The 19,830-nt window shown below is 45.3% G+C and carries 16 protein-coding genes; 11 read left to right on the forward strand and 5 right to left on the reverse strand.

Going from position 1 to position 19,830, the window contains the following annotated elements; genetic code table 11:
- The first annotated feature begins 19 nt into the window (after window positions 1-19).
- The 5 genes from JUB15_RS03925 to JUB15_RS03945 are packed head-to-tail and all read left to right on the forward strand — an operon-like array spanning window position 20 to window position 7,075.
- Entirely contained in the window at window positions 20-1,396 is a 1,377-nt protein-coding gene (locus tag JUB15_RS03925) for an undecaprenyl-phosphate glucose phosphotransferase (protein ID WP_207511005.1), read from the forward strand.
- A 42-nt stretch (window positions 1,397-1,438) separates the two neighbouring features.
- Window positions 1,439-2,467 carry an NAD-dependent epimerase/dehydratase family protein gene (locus tag JUB15_RS03930; protein WP_207511006.1) on the forward strand — a complete coding sequence of 343 codons (1,029 nt, stop codon included), beginning with the start codon at window positions 1,439-1,441 and terminating at the stop codon, window positions 2,465-2,467.
- Between the two features lie 16 nt (window positions 2,468-2,483).
- Complete coding sequence (locus JUB15_RS03935) at window positions 2,484-3,614, forward strand: DegT/DnrJ/EryC1/StrS family aminotransferase (protein ID WP_207511007.1); 1,131 nt, start codon at window positions 2,484-2,486, stop codon at window positions 3,612-3,614.
- Window positions 3,611-5,299, forward strand: coding sequence for a GNAT family N-acetyltransferase (locus tag JUB15_RS03940; RefSeq protein ID WP_207511008.1), 1,689 nt, complete (start codon window positions 3,611-3,613; stop codon window positions 5,297-5,299). Before JUB15_RS03935 ends, JUB15_RS03940 begins: the two co-directional genes overlap by 4 nt.
- Before the next feature lie 33 nt (window positions 5,300-5,332).
- Entirely contained in the window at window positions 5,333-7,075 is a 1,743-nt protein-coding gene (locus JUB15_RS03945) for a GNAT family N-acetyltransferase (RefSeq protein WP_207511009.1), read from the forward strand.
- Window positions 7,076-7,079: 4 nt separating this feature from the next.
- Here the strand turns inward: JUB15_RS03945 and JUB15_RS03950 are convergent, their stop codons facing one another.
- Both JUB15_RS03950 and JUB15_RS03955 read right to left on the reverse strand, forming a co-directional pair.
- Window positions 7,080-7,829 (reverse strand): polysaccharide lyase family 20 protein, encoded by a 750-nt coding sequence (locus JUB15_RS03950; protein WP_207511010.1) that lies wholly within the window; start codon window positions 7,827-7,829, stop codon window positions 7,080-7,082.
- A gap of 218 nt (window positions 7,830-8,047) precedes the next feature.
- Window positions 8,048-9,190, reverse strand: a complete 1,143-nt coding sequence (locus JUB15_RS03955; protein ID WP_207511011.1) for a polysaccharide lyase family 20 protein — start codon at window positions 9,188-9,190, stop codon at window positions 8,048-8,050.
- Window positions 9,191-10,714: 1,524 nt separating this feature from the next.
- On the opposite strand from JUB15_RS03955, the gene JUB15_RS03960 reads away from it, so the two are divergent.
- Window positions 10,715-11,068, forward strand: a complete 354-nt coding sequence (locus tag JUB15_RS03960; RefSeq protein ID WP_207511012.1) for a DUF6152 family protein — start codon at window positions 10,715-10,717, stop codon at window positions 11,066-11,068.
- Between the two features lie 5 nt (window positions 11,069-11,073).
- Complete coding sequence (locus tag JUB15_RS03965) at window positions 11,074-11,511, forward strand: hypothetical protein (RefSeq protein ID WP_207511013.1); 438 nt, start codon at window positions 11,074-11,076, stop codon at window positions 11,509-11,511.
- 4 nt (window positions 11,512-11,515) lie between these two features.
- Here the strand turns inward: JUB15_RS03965 and JUB15_RS03970 are convergent, their stop codons facing one another.
- A complete protein-coding gene (locus JUB15_RS03970) occupies window positions 11,516-12,253 on the reverse strand; it encodes a hypothetical protein (protein ID WP_207511014.1) in 738 nt (245 codons plus the stop codon).
- 245 nt (window positions 12,254-12,498) lie between these two features.
- Here JUB15_RS03970 and JUB15_RS03975 point away from each other — a divergent pair, with 245 nt between their 5' ends.
- From JUB15_RS03975 to JUB15_RS03985, 3 genes are all read left to right on the forward strand, one after another.
- The gene (locus tag JUB15_RS03975; RefSeq protein ID WP_207511015.1) at window positions 12,499-12,897 is read left to right on the forward strand and encodes a DoxX family protein; all 399 of its coding nucleotides are present in this window, start codon (window positions 12,499-12,501) and stop codon (window positions 12,895-12,897) included.
- Window positions 12,898-12,930: 33 nt separating this feature from the next.
- On the forward strand, window positions 12,931-13,944 hold the full coding sequence (locus JUB15_RS03980) for an alpha/beta fold hydrolase (RefSeq protein ID WP_207511016.1): 1,014 nt from the start codon (window positions 12,931-12,933) through the stop codon (window positions 13,942-13,944).
- 260 nt (window positions 13,945-14,204) lie between these two features.
- Window positions 14,205-16,283: an IPT/TIG domain-containing protein gene (locus JUB15_RS03985; RefSeq protein ID WP_207511017.1), complete on the forward strand. Its 2,079-nt coding sequence runs from the start codon at window positions 14,205-14,207 to the stop codon at window positions 16,281-16,283.
- 62 nt (window positions 16,284-16,345) lie between these two features.
- On the opposite strand, the gene JUB15_RS03990 is transcribed toward JUB15_RS03985, so the two are convergent.
- A complete protein-coding gene (locus JUB15_RS03990; RefSeq protein ID WP_207511018.1) occupies window positions 16,346-16,711 on the reverse strand; it encodes a septal ring lytic transglycosylase RlpA family protein in 366 nt (121 codons plus the stop codon).
- 75 nt (window positions 16,712-16,786) lie between these two features.
- Window positions 16,787-17,710 carry a DUF6929 family protein gene (locus tag JUB15_RS03995; RefSeq protein ID WP_207511019.1) on the reverse strand — a complete coding sequence of 308 codons (924 nt, stop codon included), beginning with the start codon at window positions 17,708-17,710 and terminating at the stop codon, window positions 16,787-16,789.
- Between the two features lie 69 nt (window positions 17,711-17,779).
- Here JUB15_RS03995 and JUB15_RS04000 point away from each other — a divergent pair, with 69 nt between their 5' ends.
- On the forward strand, window positions 17,780-19,711 hold the full coding sequence (locus JUB15_RS04000) for a glycoside hydrolase family 43 protein (RefSeq protein WP_242696180.1): 1,932 nt from the start codon (window positions 17,780-17,782) through the stop codon (window positions 19,709-19,711).
- The last annotated feature ends 119 nt before the right edge of the window (window positions 19,712-19,830 follow it).

Here is a 19,830-nt window from a genome sequence, read left to right on the forward strand (position 1 = left end):
TTTTAAAGAGATCGTGGTTATGTCTGGTCAAAAACAGAAACGTGAGCTTCCATACCTGGCAGTTGATCTATTTCCGCTGATTTTTGTATTTCTAGCTGCACTGTATTGTTTCAGGGATTTCAGGTTTTCCAAAAGAGATTGGATCGCTTTATCTGTCTTTATTATTCTCTGGTGCCTGTTCGAATACCTTAGGAAATACCGGTATTCAGACCTGTCAACCAAATGGCAGAAGCGGATAACGAGTCATGTAAAGACGTATGTTTCGCTGATCATACTTGAGTTCGCGGTGCTATTGTATTTACCGGTGCCAATGGTTTTCTGGAAACAGGTGATCACTATTACATTCGGCATTTTTGCGCTTGATTTTTTGATCAGTTTCCTCATCATCGATCGACTATTCAAGATCGCAGGCAACCAGAAATTCGTGATCGTTGCAGGCACGGGTAATAAAGCGAAAATAGTGGAAGATGAGGTGTTGACAAGTCATAATCACGGCTACCAGTTGAAAGGATTTATCAGTTGCGACACACAGGATGTGTGTATGATAGAAAGTAAAAAGGTGCTCGGTGATCTTGACAATATCAATCAGTACCTGCAGTCTAACGACGTTGATGAGATCGTTATCGCTTTACCCGACGATCAGAAGAACAACATACAAAAGGTGTTATCCGTTGCGGATTATCATGGTATCAGGGTGAAATACGTGCTGGACTATCATGAGCTGTTCGGCAATCATTATAAGATCACGCGGTTTGGGCAGGTGGATGCTGTGAACATTCGCGAAATGCCCTGCGACGGAAGGTATGCCCGGTTGGTGAAGAATTGTTTCGATAAGGTGTTTGCAACCATAGCACTTACTTTATTACTGCCGTTGTTCGTAGTGGTGGCCATTTTGATCAAGCTGGAATCGCGCGGCCCTGTATTTTATTGTCCCATCCGCATCGGAAAAGGAGGGCGGCCGTTCAAAGTATATAAGTTCAGAAGCATGCGTCAGAACGATGATTCAGCTAGCGGTGTTCATTCCACACAGGTAAATGATCCGCGCATCACCCGGATAGGAAGAATTATTAGAAAATACAGCATCGACGAACTGCCGCAGTTCATCAATGTATTGTTAGGTTCCATGAGTGTGGTAGGGCCCCGTCCGCACAGAAGATACCTTAACCGGCAGCTGCAGGAGAACGTTTACCACTATATGCTCAGGCAATATGTAAAACCAGGTATAACCGGCTGGGCGCAGGTGAATGGCTGGCGCGGTCCCACTGACACCGAAGAGCAGAAAAGGCAGCGGACCCTGCACGATCTCTGGTATATTGAGAACTGGTCATTCGCACTCGATCTCAAGATCATCTTTCTCACGATATGTAGCGCAAAGGCGCATAAAGCGGCTTTTTAAGAGAGGCCCTTTCTTTATTAACTCCACCTAAAAGAATTATTTATGCAACTCACATCCGCACAACTTGAAACAGTTTCCCCGGCTGCATTTCTGGTCACAGGAGGCGCAGGTTTTATAGGATCGCATATTGCTGAATTTCTATTGACTGCCGGCGCCCGCAAAGTGCGTGTGCTGGATAACCTGTCAACAGGACATTTTCGTAACGTAGCGCCCTTTGCCAATCACCCGCGGTTTGAATTTAAGAAGGGCGATATCCGGGACATGGATACCTGCAAAGCTGCCTGTCAGGGAATGGATTACGTATTTCATCTGGCCACAGACGGAACTGCGTTCAATAATGCCAATGTATCAGATTTTTTAAACCTGCTGGTTGTTGCCCATGAGGCGGGTAGTAAGCGGCTGGTGTATGCCTCGGGCCCGCCAAAATACGGGGAAAGCAACGCCGCCTCAAAAGTGGAACATGCATTTTCACCGGATGCCGACAGCAAATATATAAACGAATTATATGCAGAAGTATTTACACAACAATATGGAATGGAGACGATCGGTTTGCGGTATAGTAATGTGTATGGCCTGCGGCAGAACCTGCAAAGTGAGTATGCGGCCATGATACCCAATCTGGTGACGCAATTGCGCAAACATGCATCGCCTGCTTTTGATAATTCAGCAAATATATATTATGATTTCAATTATATAGACGATATAGTGCGGGCGCATGTTCTGGCTATGCTCAGCACCAATGCCAATGCCTTGAACCAGGTATATAATATAACACCTCAGGAAAAAACTTCTTTATTCCAATTAGCTGTATATTTGAGAGATTTACTTAGTGCATTTGATGAAGAAATAGGTCTTATAGAAATTGGTGCGGCCGGGCTTTCAGCGCATGACACAAATTTTCCCATTGCTGAAGTCAAAGACAAGGAGCTGACCGGGTATCAACCCCGGATCTCTTTGCAGAATGGTTTGCTGAAATCAATAAGCTGGTATTGGGCTTTCCTGCCACAATTTTCAGCCGAAGCGGCAGAAAAAAAGCATCGGGAGCTCTCCGCAACCACCCTTTCTTTATGATCTAAAACCACATCAAATGTATTTTGCGCGTCGACTTTCAATCTGGCCAACCCTGCCACTTAATGTTTATTTCCGGCATGTTTCCAAGTGGCTGCCTTTTCCGCTGAGTGACGACGGTTGCCGGGTGTTCTCCAAGGCACGCCATGCCATCTGGAATGCCTGTAGAACCATGGGCCTGGGCGGAAACGATGTAGTACTTGTGCCGGCTTACCATCATGGTTGTGAAATAGAGGCTTTACTACAGGCAGGTGTAAAAATCCGTTATTATGAAGTTACCGATCTGCTTGAGCCTGATGCCTCCAGTCTGGAGACCATGCTCACGCCCGATGTAAAGGTGTTATACCTGATCCACTATCTGGGTTTTCCCCAGGATGCCATACGCTGGCGCAAATGGTGCGACGAGCGGGGGTTGCTGCTTTTTGAGGATGCAGCCCAGGCATTTCTTGCCGAATTCGATGACAAACCCGTTGGCTCTTTTGGACATGCAGGTGTTTTTTGCCTGTATAAAACATACGGTATTCCCGACGGAGGTGCTGTGATCACGTTTATGCCGCCTAAATTGCCTGAATCGGAGCATCCATCAGGCAGGTGGGGCGTTTTTAAACGTCATGTGAACTGGGTAGCAGAACGTTGGGCATTGATCGGTAGCATACATCTGTATGTGAAACCCTTACTCAAAAAATGGAAGAGGAAGAAAAACCATAATCCGCATAAAGAGTTTGAACTGGGCGACCCAAACACATTGCCATCTGACATGACAATGCGTTTGATCACAAAAATGGTAGACCATTCAACCGCTGAGCGGCGAAGGGAAAATTATAAATTTCTATTGGATCATCACCGGCATCTGGTACCGCGTCCGTTTGCAACACTGCCCAAGGGCGCCTGTCCGTTTGCTTTTCCGGTAGAAGTGGATGATGCGGATGAAGTACTTAAAAAACTTCGGCGGTACGGAGTGGAAGGATTGTTGTTTTGGCGAAATGCACATCCGTCGCTGCCGGTAAAAGAGTTCCCAAAAAGTATGGCGTTCCGGAACCGGGTATTCGCAGTACCGGTACACCAGGAACTGACCGCATCTGAGTTAATGCAGATCACAGAAGCATTGCACAGAGCAACAACGAAAAAACTTAACCCTATAACCACATGATCGCGACAGCAACCAAAGAAAAGACAGTAGCAGCTTTTAATCCAATCCCTGCAGGCAGCCCTGAAATTTTAACGGGCGAACAAGTGCTCAACCTGATCAAGGATCCCGCATTCATCGAAAGCTGGAATGAATTGTTCAACGCCTGCCCGTGGGCAACGGTGTTTCAAAGCTCATCCTTTGTGGCCACATGGTATCAGTTCTACGAAAAAGAGTTTCTGCCCATTCTGGTTAAAACCGAATACGCAGGCAAACTAACGGGACTGCTTACCTTAACAAAGGGAAAGAACGGACTGATAACCGGCGCTGGCACGAACCAGGCAGAATACCAGGTATGGCTTACGACCGATGATCCGGATGAAACATTCATCAAAGGCGCATTGACGGCAATTACACGGAAATTCCCTAATAATAGAATACTGCTTAAATATATACCTGCAGGCACTTCATTACACTTCACGAAAGAAGACCCGGTATGGAAGAAGCGCTCCATTTTAATGCCGGCCCGCCAGCCCGTTATGGTCATAAATGATGACCATTTTACCAGTGAACTGAAAAAGAAGAACCGGCGCGAAAAGGTAAACAGGCTGAAAAGACAGGGTGAGCTCAAGCTGGAGCGGATCACTGATTATGCCACATTTGTTTCAGTGTTTGATGAGCTGGCGCTTCAGAATGATTTCAGGAAAGGAGCCATGTACAATAAAATGGCCTTTAAGACCGACCGGTTCAGAAAACCATTTTTTCTGGCGCTGTTCCAGCAGAACGTACTGCATGCCACGCTTTTGAAGATCGGTGATAAAATAATTTCCTCCAATGTTGCCATGGGAGGACCCCGCGAGCTTCATCTGCAGGGCATCAATTCCTTTGATGCGGCATACGCGAAACATTCACCCGGGATTATTCATTTTTTGATGCTGGGCAAATTGCTGGCCCAGGAAGGTACTGAGGTCTTCGATCTTACGCCGGGAGCTGATGGATATAAAGACGTGCTGGCAACTGATCACAAGGTTGCATACACGTTGAATATAGGTAGTAATTTCGACGGTTTCAAAACCAGGATGAATTTCCGCATCAACGGCTATTTTAAAAAGGCCATAGGTATCGTTGGTGCAGATCCCGAGAAATTAAAAAAGCGAAAAAAGAACCTAACGCAGCGCAGGGAAAAATTCATGAATATCGCCCGGCGCGGATTCTCTTCATGGGTTGCGTATACAGCGAACCTGTTAAAAGAGCGCAACAAGACCATGAAATGCTGGGTTGTTCAAAAAGGCGCAGCGATCTCAGGCGAACTGAATGTTCAAAAAGACGATCTGAAGAACCTGATGAATTATGATCCCGGAGATGTAAGGTATAGCCACCAGGAATTTTTGTCGGACGCCATGCGGCGCTTTGAAGAAGGCGGACATTGTTATACCTGGGCAGACAAAGGGCGGTTATCGGGTTGCGCCTGGGTAGCCAGTCAGCAATCATCTGTAGCAGACAATAAATTCGGCGGTATAACGGATGGATCGGTCTTTATGTTGTCTAACGTATACTGCCATCCTAAATCTCGCAATCAATTTCCCGTTTTTTTACAATCAGTAGCAAAGGAACTGGCAATTGATAACCCTCATGATAAATTTTATATAGTTACAGACAGTAACGACGAACTCCTATTTGAAAAGGCAGGATTTAAGCGGTTAAAGTAATCAACCTTAAAAGGAAACTATTAAAATTATTGTATGAACATTGCAGCTAATCCAAAAAGTGGGTTATTGGAAAGTCCATTGCCGGAATTGAAGATCACGTCCTTATTCAATACCAACAGGAGGCCGGGTGACGGTTATTCAATTGAGTTAATGACCGGTGAGGCTGTACTTTCTCTAATTGCAACCGACATCGAATTTCAGCAAAGCTGGGATCAGTTATATGAATCGTGTCCCTGGGTCACCATTTTTCAAAGCAGGAAATTTATCACTGCCTGGTACCAGAGTTACAAAAACCAGCATTTGCCCATTCTTGTAATCGGCATGGAAGGAGGGCAGCTGAAAGGCGTGCTGCCGATGGCGCTGTTAAATACTTCTGTGAACGATGAGCAGGTGACTGGTAAAAGCGGCCGGATCACAGGAGCAGGGCATTACGAAGCGGAATACCAGGTCTGGATCACGGGTGCTGCCGATGGAGATGTATTTATTAAAAAAGCGATGACAGAGCTGGTGAAGCGGTTTGATGGGTATACGATCTCCCTCAGGTTCCTTCCGCCCGGAACACCGTTCGATTGGGCACAACACGATAAAAAATGGAGCAAATACAGCATCATACAGTCGTACGACCGGCCAATTATAAATTTGAGAGACCCGGAGGTGGAAAAATCATTCCGCCGCAGAAAGCATTTCAAACATAAGCTGAACCGGGTTAAGAAGCTGGGCGAATTTCGTTTCGAGCGCATCGAAGATTATGAAACTTTCAAAACCAGTCTGGACGACATGGCTGAGCTGTATAATTTCCGGCAAAGCGCCATGTTCAACAAATATCCCTTCAGGGAAGATCCTGCTAAAAAAGAATTCCTGCTGGAAATGTTCCGCCTCAACCTGCTTCATGTAACCGTCATGCGGGTGAATGGAAAAATAATGGCGGCCATTGTATTGGTGGTAGGAGGCAACTGGGCGCATTTGGCGGGGATCAATTGCCATGCGCCGTTTTACGCCCGCATGTACTCACCGGGGTTTTTACACTTTATATTATTGGGAAAACAGTTGTCTGACGAATGTGTTCCGTATTTCGATCTTTCTCCGGGATATGATACCTACAAGGATGATCTGGCTAACCTGCACGATGAAGTGCATGAACTGGTGATCAGCACCAGGTCAAAATTCCTGGTGAAGAGAAGGTTCAAGAAGTGGCTGCATGCCCGCATGGTTGCATGGAATATGCGTCCAATGACGGTGGAGTTAAAGATCAAGTGGTATGCGTATATGTTAAAACGGTGGAGTGTTGGATATGCCATCAAGGGACTGGCCAAAAAATTCCAGCGGAAAAAGACGCAAAAGCTTTATCTGTTGCAAAGCTATTCAATTCCAACAGGCGAAGCATTGCCACTGCATAAGAACAACCTGGAAGATCTGATGCAATACGAGTTCAGTAAAGGCAGCAGTGAAACAAAATGGGAGTTCCTGTCGAATGCCATGCGCCGCCTTGAAACCGGTCAGCATTGTTATACCTGGATGGAAAATGGCCGGTTATTGGCCTGCGCCTGGTTCAGTTATGCTGAACGGTTCACTGACGAAGTGAATAACAGTCCGGCGGCGGATAAAAAGATGATATTTAAAGGGCTTTATTGTCATCCTGCTGCAAAAAGCCGGTTGCCACAGTTTATAAACAGTGTAATAGATGTTGCCGTGAACGAGGAGAAAAGATGTCATTTTCAGGCAGAGGACAACTTGTTTTGCAAAGCCCTGGCGGCAGTGGGATCGCCTTTACAATAAACGATCAGCGTTTATTCCCTTTCTTAGGCATCATATCAGTGTAGGAGGCGTCTTCATTGCCTACTTTGATATCATCGAAATAGATGACTCTTTTTTTGCTCCTGGTAGTTGATTCGCCGTTCCAGGATGATTTATAGATTCCCAGTTTCCAGTTCGGCGTATGGAAGTCGCCGCTGTTGAGGTCGTACATATTGGCGCCTTTGTAATGTACTACCGGCATACCGTTGCGCCATATTTCAACCAGGCCATCAGCGGTTGGGGAATGTTTTACATGGATCACATAGTACTGCCATACATCCTTTTCGATGGCGCCCATTTCAATTACTTTTTTGCCCTTGATGCGTGGGTTTATCCGGAGCCTTAGCTGATTATTTTTGGTTCGGATGCATAGGGAAGGGGTGGCTTTTCCACCCTGGTGCCATTGGCTGATCACTTCATCGCTGCTGTCAGCAACGAAGTCTTCTTTGGGAAAGTAAACGGCAAATGCATACCACCGTTCCAGCTTGTCTTTCTTATCGGGACCGGGAAATAATATTTCGGATCTTGTTCCATTGTTGGTTTCCGGGTCCTTGTCCCTTAATTCAAAGCGAACCGCTTTTTTACCGTTATACACGGGGCGTTCCACTATTTTTAAACCGTGCTCGGTGGCTGTTTGTTGGATCAGGAAGGAGGGAAGTGGATCATTATCTTCAAAATCGAGTTGGAAAAGGATAGGGGAATGTAGTTTTAAACGGGGTGAAAGGCTGTAAAGCATTGTCACCGAGATTAACGATAACGCAAGTATTATTTGTTTTTTCCGGCTCACAGTATACTTATTTAAATGGTGGTTATTCGCTGTCGTTTTAGTAAGGGATTTCCGTTAATGAAGATACCAATTAAATAAGTGATGCCTGGCTTTATTGGGTTGATTTTATATAAAAAAGCCCTTCCGATGCGTCGGAAGGGCTTTGTATTTACATATTAATAACCCGCTTATTTTACGATCGTGAAAGTGATCGTTTTGGCAGCACCTGCAGTACCTGTTGCATTATCTCCCTGGTAAGGAGTTGCTTTCAGGGTGTAAGTACCTAATGCAGGAGGATTCCAGTTGCCATAATAGAAGTTACCGTTTCCATCATCGCTGTGCAATGCAAAAGGAGCTTTGCTGTCGGTATAGGTTTTGCTTTGTTTGCCGCTTAACTCGAACTTAACGCTTCCTGTAGTAGATGTGTTTACACGGATGTTGGCTTTTTCAAGACCGAGTGCACTCAGGCTTATTACCTGACCATCTTTAATAGTCAACACATCTCTTTCGGTGGCAGAGTTAACCAGTACCAGGTCAGTAACTTCATTGCCAGAAGTTGGTGTTGTAACCGGATTAGATGCAATAGGATCAGTGGTCTCATCAGGAGTGGCAGGTGCAGTGCTACCGGTGCTTGGCAACATTAAGTTGTAGGTAGCGTTTTCTGTACCCATTTTGATATCGTCGAAGTAAAGTACTCTCTTGTTGGTAGAAGAAGTACGGCTGCCATTCCAATATGATTTGTAGATACCAAATTTCCAGAAGGGCAGATGATAATCACCGGTGAGCGGATAACTGTTGGGGCCGGCGTGGTTCAGGATCTTCACACCATCGCGCCAGATCTCAACCAAACCGTCAGAACCGGCAGTATGTTTAACGTGCAATACATAGGTATGCCATTTGTCTTTATCCAGCTGACCAAGATCGATCCAGGTATCGCCCAGCACTCTCAGCCAAAGTTTGTCATTTTTGGTGCGTAAGCAAAGAGCAGGCGTGGCGCCACCGCCCTGGTGCCATTGGGTGATCACTTCATCAGTTTCATCTGGTTTATAATCGGCGCTGGGAATATACATCGCGTAAGAATACCAGCGGTTGTTGTTTGTGGCTATGGGGAAAGTTAATTCAGCTCTTGTACCGCTTTGTACTTCGGGATCAGTGTCTCGTAACTCAAAACGAACTGATTTGGTACCATTATATTTTTGAGCTGTAGAAGCAGTAATGGAATAGGAGGCGGCTGCCTGGAATTTCGCATAAGAGTTGTCGAACCAGCTTCCATCGGCATTCTCATGCCACAGCAGATCGCCGATTGCTTTGGTTGAAACAAGTTCGTTCATAGTGTTATTGGCACTTTCAACGGGGGGGATCACTGCATCTTTTCTGCAAGAGTACAAACTCGCTACTAATAAGGGAACGGCAAGCAGTTGCTTGTTTTTAAATAATTTGCCTGTGTTACGCATCACTGTTTTCATTTGAGGTTATTAATTAATTTGTTTAAATACAGCATCTCACTTTGCTGTCATGGTTAACATTGGGATAGAGATCTCCCTATCGCGTCACGAGCTTGTTTTTTTGAGCTGTGAAACGTTAACCGCGAAGGCACTTCATTAACTTTTCAGTTTACTTTTCTTTCTGTGGGGCGTACTTGCGTACGCCACATTCTGGTGCACAACTGAGAACACGGCACACCGGCTAATTGGAACTGTTTGGAAATTTGAACTAACAGGCACAACGGTAACCAAGAAACGAGGTTGTGTTATTATGCTTTCGGTTAGTCGGATAACTCAGCTTCCATAGAATACGCACCCGGATACAAACAATTAGCTTAAGCTGTAGATAAGGTTTTTCATAAGGACAATAGGATAGGGTTTACCAACGTACAGTCAGTATCAGTTCTTTTAAACTACTCTTAAAGTGATTTTTCAACTGTTCATGCGATCCCGGTCTGCTTTCTCAGAATAGGCTTCGTTTTTTCAAGGGAAATAAAGGGCCCTGACATCTTTGGGTTGCCAAATTTGCCTGTTTGAGAAATACCTGTATGCATTACATTCCTGAACAGAACGTGCGAATACCAGATCTTATCTACGTTATATTAGATAAGCATGTAAACGATCACTGTCTTGTTCTGAAAAATGAATGGCGGTGTCTTTGGGATTGTTCCAGCAATTGCGAAAATGTGTCTGGCATGCATTTTACGGGAGCTGGCACGGATTTCTTTTTTAGGGCTCCCAGTTGAGATATTTCGGCTGCGATAGATGACGCTCGCCGGATGAATTTCCTTAAAGTGGTGTTCATCATAGGTCTTTTTGAGTTTTCTAAAAGAGTATTTCGCGTTATTTGACAAAGATAATGCCTGAATCAGGATAAAATTGAACTATATGCGGTGCGTCAGTAAATTTGCATAAACCTCGATAGGGGTTTTTCCTTAGTAAAATTCATAAAATAGCTGGTAAACAGCCATGTAAAATTTGAAGAAAAAAAACCACACTCCCCAATGAAAATGTGGAAGAACTGTGGAAAACTAAATTGAGTGTTTTTGTGACAATTAAATAAGTGAAAGGCCCTACCTTACTTTAACATATTTGATGATAAACGCTGATCGTTTCAGCATGTATAGCATCATATAATTAATAAGATCGATTCCTCCTGACAACTGGCAGCACAGTTCTTCTACTTTATACATACTATAAACGATCATTCGCTGTTCTTCCTTGCCTCATATACCATATTAAGAATACGATTGGCGGCTTCGGCCCTGTCAACAAGGCGTTTATGGTGATGACAGAGTGCTTCTGCCAATATTTTCCAAGTGCCGGAAATTCGGTAACTTACTAACAGTCGTTTACGAAAATCATTCAAATATGAAAAAGGGACCTTTGCTTGTTGTTGTTGTAATGACGCTTTTGGCGTTTTCATTCAGGCCTTATCATCATGGTTGGGCCAATTACGATCAAAACAAAACTTTGGATTACGTGGGCACTGTTGAGGCCTTTACATTTGAGAATCCTCATGCTACTGCCCGGGTAAAAGATAAGAAGAAAACATGGCTGGTGATCCTGGCGCCTACGAGCCGCATGGAATCAAGGGGAGTACCTTCCGATAAGATCGTTAAAGGAAGCAAGCTGCGGGTAGTGGGCTATCCGCATAAGAAGATCAGGGATGAAATGCGCGCTGAAAGGATCTATGTAGATAACGTAAAATACGAATTGCGATAACAGTGGTGTTCCGATGGATTGAATCATCCGCTCTGGCGACGGCCATTCGGCAATCGTCCTGGCTGTATCCGTTTATTGAGATCATTCATATAGTGGGCATCGTGTTGGTGGCCGGAGGGGCACTTTTTTTCGATATTCAATTACTGTCGGCCCACAGTAAACCGGTAATAGAGAGCAGGTATTTATTAAAGTGGTCTAAACGCGGACTTATTCTTGCGATACCTTCAGGGTTGTTATTGTTTGCCACCAATGCGATCGCACTCTCCATTGATCCGGTATTCGGGCTGAAATTAGTGCTGTTAATGCTTGCTGCATTAAATGCCTGGCTCTTTCATATCCGGGTGTATGTTCCGGCAAAATGGACCGCTGCCCGCTATCATGCCATTGCTTCAATTCTTTTATGGGTAAGTATTATTGCGTGTGGAAGGTTATTGGCGTATTGAGCTGTTACTTCATATCTCTCAAATATTTCTGCACCTGCTCATGCATGCGTTTGTTTTCTTCCTGGATGATCTGCTGGTAATAGTTGATCTTTGCTGAATCACGCATTACCTGGGCATTGTGCAATGCCTCGGCTGCAACAGACACCGTACTCAGCGGCGTTTCTAATTGCTGCATCATATTTTTAATGACATTGGTGCTGTTCTCATAAAAGGCCTGCTTTCGCTCACTGATGATATAAGTAAGACATAATATTGCCAGCACCGAAAGGGTAAGTAATACAGAAGCTGTAATGATCCAGCCCATATCTCTGAATACAATTTTTTTATAATCAGGTATTACCACCGTTAAGAGATCGGCCGTCGTTTTCTGCGCAATAGCCGGCTGAAATTCGTAATAAAAGACCAGGTTGTTGGCATCATCGGTTAATTTTTGCCGGTAGCCGGGGGAAGCCAGCTGTGCCGAACCCGAACCAATTGAATATTCAAACCGGATATTCTTTAATCCATTAGACGAAAATGATTGGCGAAGCAGGTCTGCAAACAGCGTGGCTGAAAGGTCATTGAGCGACCTCGTGAGGGGAATGGTTGCCCGCGTGTTCTCGACAGAGGAAATGATATGTGCTTTAAATGCCTGTAGTTTGCTTTGCTGCAGCGATGTGAGCCAGCTATACTGAATGAAAATCAAGCCAACTACCAGTACACTAAAAAACGCTATCCTGAGTCGTGTAGATCTTCTCCGCATGGGCAAATAATTTAACCGGTAATCGACGGCTAAATTAACAGTAAGGTATCTTACTTCATAGTAGAAAACAACCGCGTGCATTGAGTTTAACGAAGTTTTAGGGGCATCCCCGTATTTCCTCCTGCATACTCGCCACCGGAATTGTCTAACCCGCGGCCTAAATCGCCTACTTCCCCGGATTCCGTTTAACCGAACCATGACCGTACAACATCTTTGTGTCATCAATTAACTCAAAAACAAACAAGATGACGAATAGGAAAACTACCAAAGCGATCTACTGGACAGGCGTTGTATTAACTTCATTATGGTTTGGCACCAGCGGTATCTGTGAGCTTACGAAAGATCCCCTTGTATGGGACATCACTTTGCAATTAGGGTATCCGCCACATTTCATCTATCTGCTTGGTGTTGCCAAACTGGCCGGCATTGCTGTGCTGTTAACGCCTAACCGTTTACTTCGATTAAAAGAATGGGTTTTTGCCGGTGTATTCTTCGATATCATTTTTGCTTTCTTCTCCAAATTAAGTGTAATTGGTGTTGCCGCTACCATCGATGCAATCATTGCTTTCATTATGGTAACAGTGACCTACATCATGTTCAGAAAATTATATGCTGTATCACATGCAGTGGTTGCCGCGAATTAATAAAACTATCAGAAACTAAAAAAATCAGCTATTATGGAACGTATAATAAAGGCAGGCCGCCATCTGTTTTTGACGGCTGCTGCATCGATCCTTGTTACAGTAATGAGTGCCGCACAGGCGACAACTGATGATAAAGCGCAGGCATCCTTCGATCACATCAAACAGGTCAAAGCCGGGGTGCTGAATATAGGATATGCAGAGGTTGGGCCGGTCAATGGAGAAACCGTCATTTTGCTGCATGGCTGGCCATACGATATTCATAGTTATACGGAGGTATCGGCTATACTGGCGGCTAAAGGGTACAGGGTGCTGGTTCCCTACCTGCGTGGTTATGGCACTACGCGTTTTCTTGATGATCATGCGGAACGTAATGGACAACAATCAGCGCTGGCGGTGGATGTGATCGATTTCATGAATGCGCTGAAGATCGATAAAGCCATCGTGGGCGGTTTCGACTGGGGCGCGCGTACGGCCAATATCGTAGCGGCGTTGTGGCCGGAAAGGGTGAAAGCCCTGGTGTCGGTAAGCGGTTATCTCATCGGCAGCCAGCAGGCGAATAAGGCGCCTTTGTCGCCCCAGGCAGAGTTATCGTGGTGGTACCAGTTTTACTTTGCCACCAGGCGTGGGCAAAAAGGTTACGAGGCCAACCGCCGCGAATTTGCTAAACTTATCTGGGAAACGGCTTCGCCTAAATGGAATTTTACAGATGCCGCCTTTGCACAGTCGGCTGCTGCTTTCGATAATCCTGATCATGTGGCCATCGTTATTAATAATTATCGCTGGCGGCTGGGGCTTACCAAAGGAGAGGCCCGGTATGATGCGTTGGAAAAGAAACTCGCTGCAGCTCCTGCTATAACTGTACCAACAGTTACCCTGGAAGGTGATGCCAATGGAGCGCCGCACCCTGATCCTGCAAACTATGCCACCAGGTTTACAGGCAGGTATGTGCACCATACGTTAACCGGTGGTATTGGTCATAACCTGCCGCAGGAAGCGCCAAAAGCGTTTGCCGATGCCATTATTGAAGCGGCCGGTTTTACCAGATAAAGATCTGATGTAGGCATGTTGCACCAATCTGCCGGGTGGGTGCCATGTTATTTTAATATCGGGATGATGCAGCTACCCATATAAAAGGATTATAAAGCGTTAAGGCAGAATACATTGGAAACTCTTTGGGAATGGGTGATCTAAAAAGGACATTCCCTTAGGATCTGGACAACAACATTTTGTTAAAAATACCGTTTTGTCATCTTATGGTGATCTTTTTTAAAGTGTCCCATAAAGTCCTAACCCTAAGCCCAAATTCAATGAAAAAAACCCTTGCCTGTATTGGTAGTTTGTTTATTTATCTCGGCTCATTTTCCCAATGTTTATTAAAAGAATTAGATCTGGATCGGCGCATAAACGCATCTGATCTTATTATTGAAGGGAAAGTCACCGCCCAAAATTCTTTCTGGAATGATGATCATACGATGATCTATACCAGTAACCAGATAGAGGTATTCAAAGTTTTTAAAGGAATGGTTTCCTCCGATGTGATAGATATCATAACGGAAGGTGGTATTGTAGGATTAAAGATGATCACAACCAGTTCCCTGCTCAGCCTGTCGACTGGTGAAACAGGCATCTTTTTCTGCGAAAGCGTAAAATACGCGAAGAAACTGCCCGCCGTTTCAAATGGTGTCGCCCGCTATGAAGCCTATGGTTCAAAGCAGGGATTTATCAAGTATGATCTGCAGCTGCAGGAAGCTTCTGACCCCTTTCATAAATACAAGGATGTACCAAATGAAATATACAAGCGTATTTCTCCATCATTGAAGTTTACAGAGAAAAAAGCATTTACCATTAGTAATAACAGCAGCAATTTCAGTACGCTGGCTGCGCCGACACCGTTAGCAGTAACAAGTTTTAGTCCAACCACTATTACTGCAGGTACCGGAACTGTATTAACGATCACCGGCAGTGGTTTTGGCGCTACGCAAGGGTCCGGTGTTGTTCAGTTCCGAAATGCCAATAATGGCGGTGTCTCTTATATTTCACCACTGGCAACACAATACTTATCCTGGAGTGATACAGAGATACGGGTAGAGGTTCCTACAGCGGCAGGAACCGGTGATATCCGGGTAGTGCAGGGCGTTACCTATACCAGCGCATCTTCACTTACCGTTAATTATGCGCATTTGAACGCAATATATGAGTTGTCGGGCGTGCTTTATGCCGGCCAGACCCAGCATGTGAACCGTAATGGTGTAAATGGTTACGTGTGGCAGATGAATACAGGTTTTGATGCCCATGCGGCCGCAAGAGCATCCTTTCTGCGGGCCTTTGATACCTGGCGATATGGCACGGGGATAAACTGGACCCTGGGCGCAACCACCACCATAAATGTACCGGACATCGATGGAGTTAACAGTATTTGCTTTGACAATGATGCGCCTTTGAGCCCCGGCGTATTAGGCGTATGTTACAGCAGCTACGGCGGATGTTACATGGGATCAGACATTGTATGGGTTGTTGATGAGCTCGATATTATTTTCGACGAAGGCAGCAATCTTGCCGCCTTGTCGTCTTCCTGGGAATACGGTACGGCAACACCTGCGTTCAATGAATATGATTTTGAAACGGTGGCGGTACATGAGCTGGGGCACGGCCATCAATTGGGGCATGTGATCAGTGCGGGCGCTATTATGCATTATAACATATCGAATGGCACCTTCAACAGGACATTAGGCGTTAATGACCTGGCAGGCGGCAATTATGTACAGTCGAAAAGTGAAGCGGCGGGCGCCTGTGGATTCAGCGCCATGACACCTTGTGCCGGTTGTATGGTACTGCCCATGCCGGTGGCTGCCTTAAAAGCCTATCAAAAAGACCTGGGGATACAGGTTGAATGGTCAATTGCATCGGAAAAGGAGATCCATCATTATGACATTGAAGAATCCATTGATGGAACTGCTTTTACGGCTGCCGGCAGTCTCTCACCCAAAAATAATAATGGCGTGGCCGCCAGTTACCAGTGGTTCGACGTGGAGGTAAACAGTGATGTTAATTACTACCGCATAAAAACGGTAAGCATAAGCGGTAAAGCAGCCTACAGCAATATGATACGGGTAAGGACCGCGAACAGCAAACCGATCTGCCAGGTATATCCCAACCCGCTCAAAGGTCAGCCGCTGACAATTGAGATGGGCAATATGGAAAAGGGAATTTATGTCCTGAACCTCTATAATTTATCCGGTCAGCAGGTGTTCAGCAGGAAGATCGTGCATAATGGCGGCAGCGCATTTCAAACCATACAGCTGCCGGTTACCAGGGCGGGTATCCATCGTGTAGTATTGAAAGGCAATGGTCATGCGCTTCAACAGACATTACTGATAGAGAAATAAACAGACCAGGGCTGGGATCAGGCGGCCAGGTTTGATCTCAGCCTTTTATTTGTGATTCCCGGCTATTTCTTCTTCTTTTTATATTTTATCTCAATAGAAGCCACACCGGCGTCGATCATGCCCAGTTTTCGGGCCGCTTTTTTTGATACATCTATGATACGGCCCGGAGCAAACGGTCCACGGTCGTTGACAATAACGTTTACAGAACGGCCATTGGAAAGATTGGTCACTTTTACTTTGGTGCCAAAGGGAAGGGTTTTATGCGCTGCTGTTAGTTTGTGCTGATTGAATTTTTCTCCGCTGGCCGTAGTGCGGCCATGAAATTTGTCGGCATAATAAGAAGCTTTGCCGGTTTCGGTTATTTTACGGGCGCAGGACGACAAAGAAAGAATGAATGCAGCGGCAGCTGCCAAATGACGCATTTTCATTGTACGTGAAGGTTTTTAAAAATAAAAACAGCAAATATACGCAAAACCAACGCCGAACGATTAGCCTTACGCGCCTCAGCGTTCAACGGATGTTACCTTAATATTGAATAATTTACTTTCACCATTGTCATTGTCACTGACCAGGTGAATATTCAACGCTGCATCCGTCACAGATTCCACACACAAGCCTTCGATCTTTTGTTGTCTGAACGATTTATCAACAGTAGATAAATTGATCATCTCATCCAACATAAGCGTTGAACTGTTCATTTTTTTCGAGACGTTATTGATCCAGCCAATATAACTGTCGCTGATGACGCCATCGTCGTAGGCATTATCGGTAGCTTCTTCTGACAGGGTAACTAATAATCTATCCTTTGAAGCAACATAACACAGTTCGGAAACGCCGGTAAATGCCTTTGTTTTTACAGGCAGTGTAAGTGGGATAACCGATACGGTAAAATCGTTTTGTTTTGCCGGAGCCTGTAAAGCATCTGCAGGAGTGATGATCAAATAATTGACGGGTTTTGCATTATTGCCTCGGTTGCTTAATACAAGGGCGTCGCCGATAATGGTAGCGCCTTCTATATTTATTTCTGAAATCCCTTTTGTTTCGAGTTGTTTCAGGAAGGCGTCCTGGTAAAAGAAAGGATGAAATAAATTGGCAAACCCGGCCTGATAGCTTTGAACAGGCAGCAGCAGGGCTTTTTTTCTTTTTTCGGTAGAAGCGGAGCCGATGATAAACAGATGCGGTTTGTTGTTTATGGAAATGATCGTTGCGCTTTCAAAATCTGCTTTATCGGCTTTCGGTATCCGTTTTTCAGGATAATTGAACAGCCGGATGGAATCTATTTGTTTATAAGTGTTATCAAGTATAATAAGGTTATTGGCATCGTCACCCACGAGATAGAACTTTCCATCATAGTAATTAATAGAAGACCCTGATGGAAAATCTTTCAATACATGCGATTTAATGAGGCGGATCTCCGGTTTCAACATGTGCAATGGTTTTATGGCTAAAGATACATTGCTTACCTTTAAAAAAAACAACGCTAAAATTTGCCAATTATGAAATTTGCCCGCCTCGCTGGCCGGATGATCATATACATCCTGTTAAGTGGTTTTTTCTGCTCCGTTGTAAAAGCCCAGGCCCCGCCCGTGCTGGCCGAAAAAGATAAGGTGGCCTACCTGTTTGTTTATTTCACGGGTAACCGCATAACCGAAGAAGCCATTCGCTATGCCATCAGCAAAGACGGCTTTCAGTATTTCGCTTTGAACAATAACCACCCGGTCATCGATTCAAAAAAGATCAGTTCTTCCGGCGGTGTTCGCGACCCCCACATTCTAAGAGCCGAAGATGGCAAGACCTTTTACATGGTGGCTACCGACATGGTTTCTGCCAAAGGCTGGGATGCCAACAGGGCTATGACGCTGATGAAGTCGACCGACCTGATCAACTGGACTTCCAGTGTCATCAATATCCAGCAGCAGTATAAGGGACACGAAGACCTGAAACGCGTGTGGGCGCCGCAAACCATTTATGATGAAGCAGCGGGGAAATACATGGTATACTGGTCTATGAAACATGGCGACAAACACGACATTATATATTATGCCTATGCCAATAGGGAGTTTACCGCACTGGAAGGTGAACCAAAGCCGCTGTTTATACCGGCTACACCTGCCTACAATATTGATGCGGATATAGTTAAAAAAGACAGTCTGTATTATTTGTTCCGTAAAACCGGCGGCGCCGACGGGGCAGGGATCAAAGTAGCCACTACTGCCTTGCTCACATCCGGAAAATGGACAGAGAACGAACAATATGTGCAGCCCACCAAACTGGATGTAGAAGGCTCTTCCGTATTTAAACTCAACAATTGGAGCACCTACATCATGATGTACGATCTGTTCAAAGCCCATGGCTTCCAGTTCACCAGGAGCCAGGACCTGCGGCATTTTGAGATCATCGACAAGGAGGTGAAAATGGATTTCAAACCCAGGCATGGAAGCGTGATAGCGTTGACAGGAGCCGAAGTGAAAGCCCTCATCAATAAATGGGGAAAGCCGGCCGGTTTTCCGAGTATGGACAACAACCCGGTGCTGGCTGGTTATTACGCCGATCCCGACGTATTATATTCCCATAAAACGAAAAAGTATTATATCTATCCAACCAGTGACGGATTTACAGACTGGAAAGGCACCTATTTTAAAACTTTTTCTTCCCCTGATCTGCAGCATTGGAAAGATGAAGGGATGATCCTGCAGCTGGGTAAGGACGTCTCCTGGGCCGACCGCAATGCCTGGGCGCCCTGCATTGAAGAAAAGAAGATAAAAGGCCGCTACAAATACTTTTATTATTTCACCGCTGCACAAAAAATCGGGGTGGCCGTGGCAGATGATCCGGCCGGGCCATTCGTTGACCTGGGCAAACCATTGATCGATGAGCGACCGGAAGGCATCAGGCGCGGACAAGTAATTGATCCTGATGTATTCACCGATCCCAGGTCCGGTAAAAGCTATTTGTACTGGGGTAATGGGTTTATGGCAGCTGCCGAGCTCAACAGCGATATGACCTCGCTTAAAAAGGAAACGCTCACCATTCTGAATCCGGATAAAACTTTCCGCGAAGGCACCTATGTATTCTATCGAAAAGGGACCTACTATTTCCTGTGGTCAGAAAACGATACCCGCGATGCAGACTACCGGGTGCGTTATGCCACTGCTGCTTCGCCGCTGGGACCGCTTACCATACCTAAGGAAAACCTGGTGATAGCCAAGGATACGGCGGCCGGTATTTATGGTACGGGCCACAATTCAGTTTTGCAAATACCCGGTAAAGACGAATGGTATATTGTATATCACCGGTTCGAGTATCCGAATGGCATCCATATGGGCCGTAGCGCCGGTTACAACCGGGAACTCTGTATTGATAAAATGGAATTCAATGTCGATGGCAGCATTAAACAGGTGGTACCTACGCATAAAGGCATAAGATGATTTCTGATTTCGGGATTTCGGGATTTTCGATTTGCTCCAGGTTGAACCTTACCGATAAATAGCTAAATCCCTGGATCGCGAAATTGCTAAATCAGAAATCTCGAAATCTCAAAATCGGA

It is taken from the genome of Longitalea luteola (genome assembly GCF_017356035.1).
Classification (GTDB): Bacteria; Bacteroidota; Bacteroidia; order Chitinophagales; family Chitinophagaceae; genus Niastella; species Niastella luteola.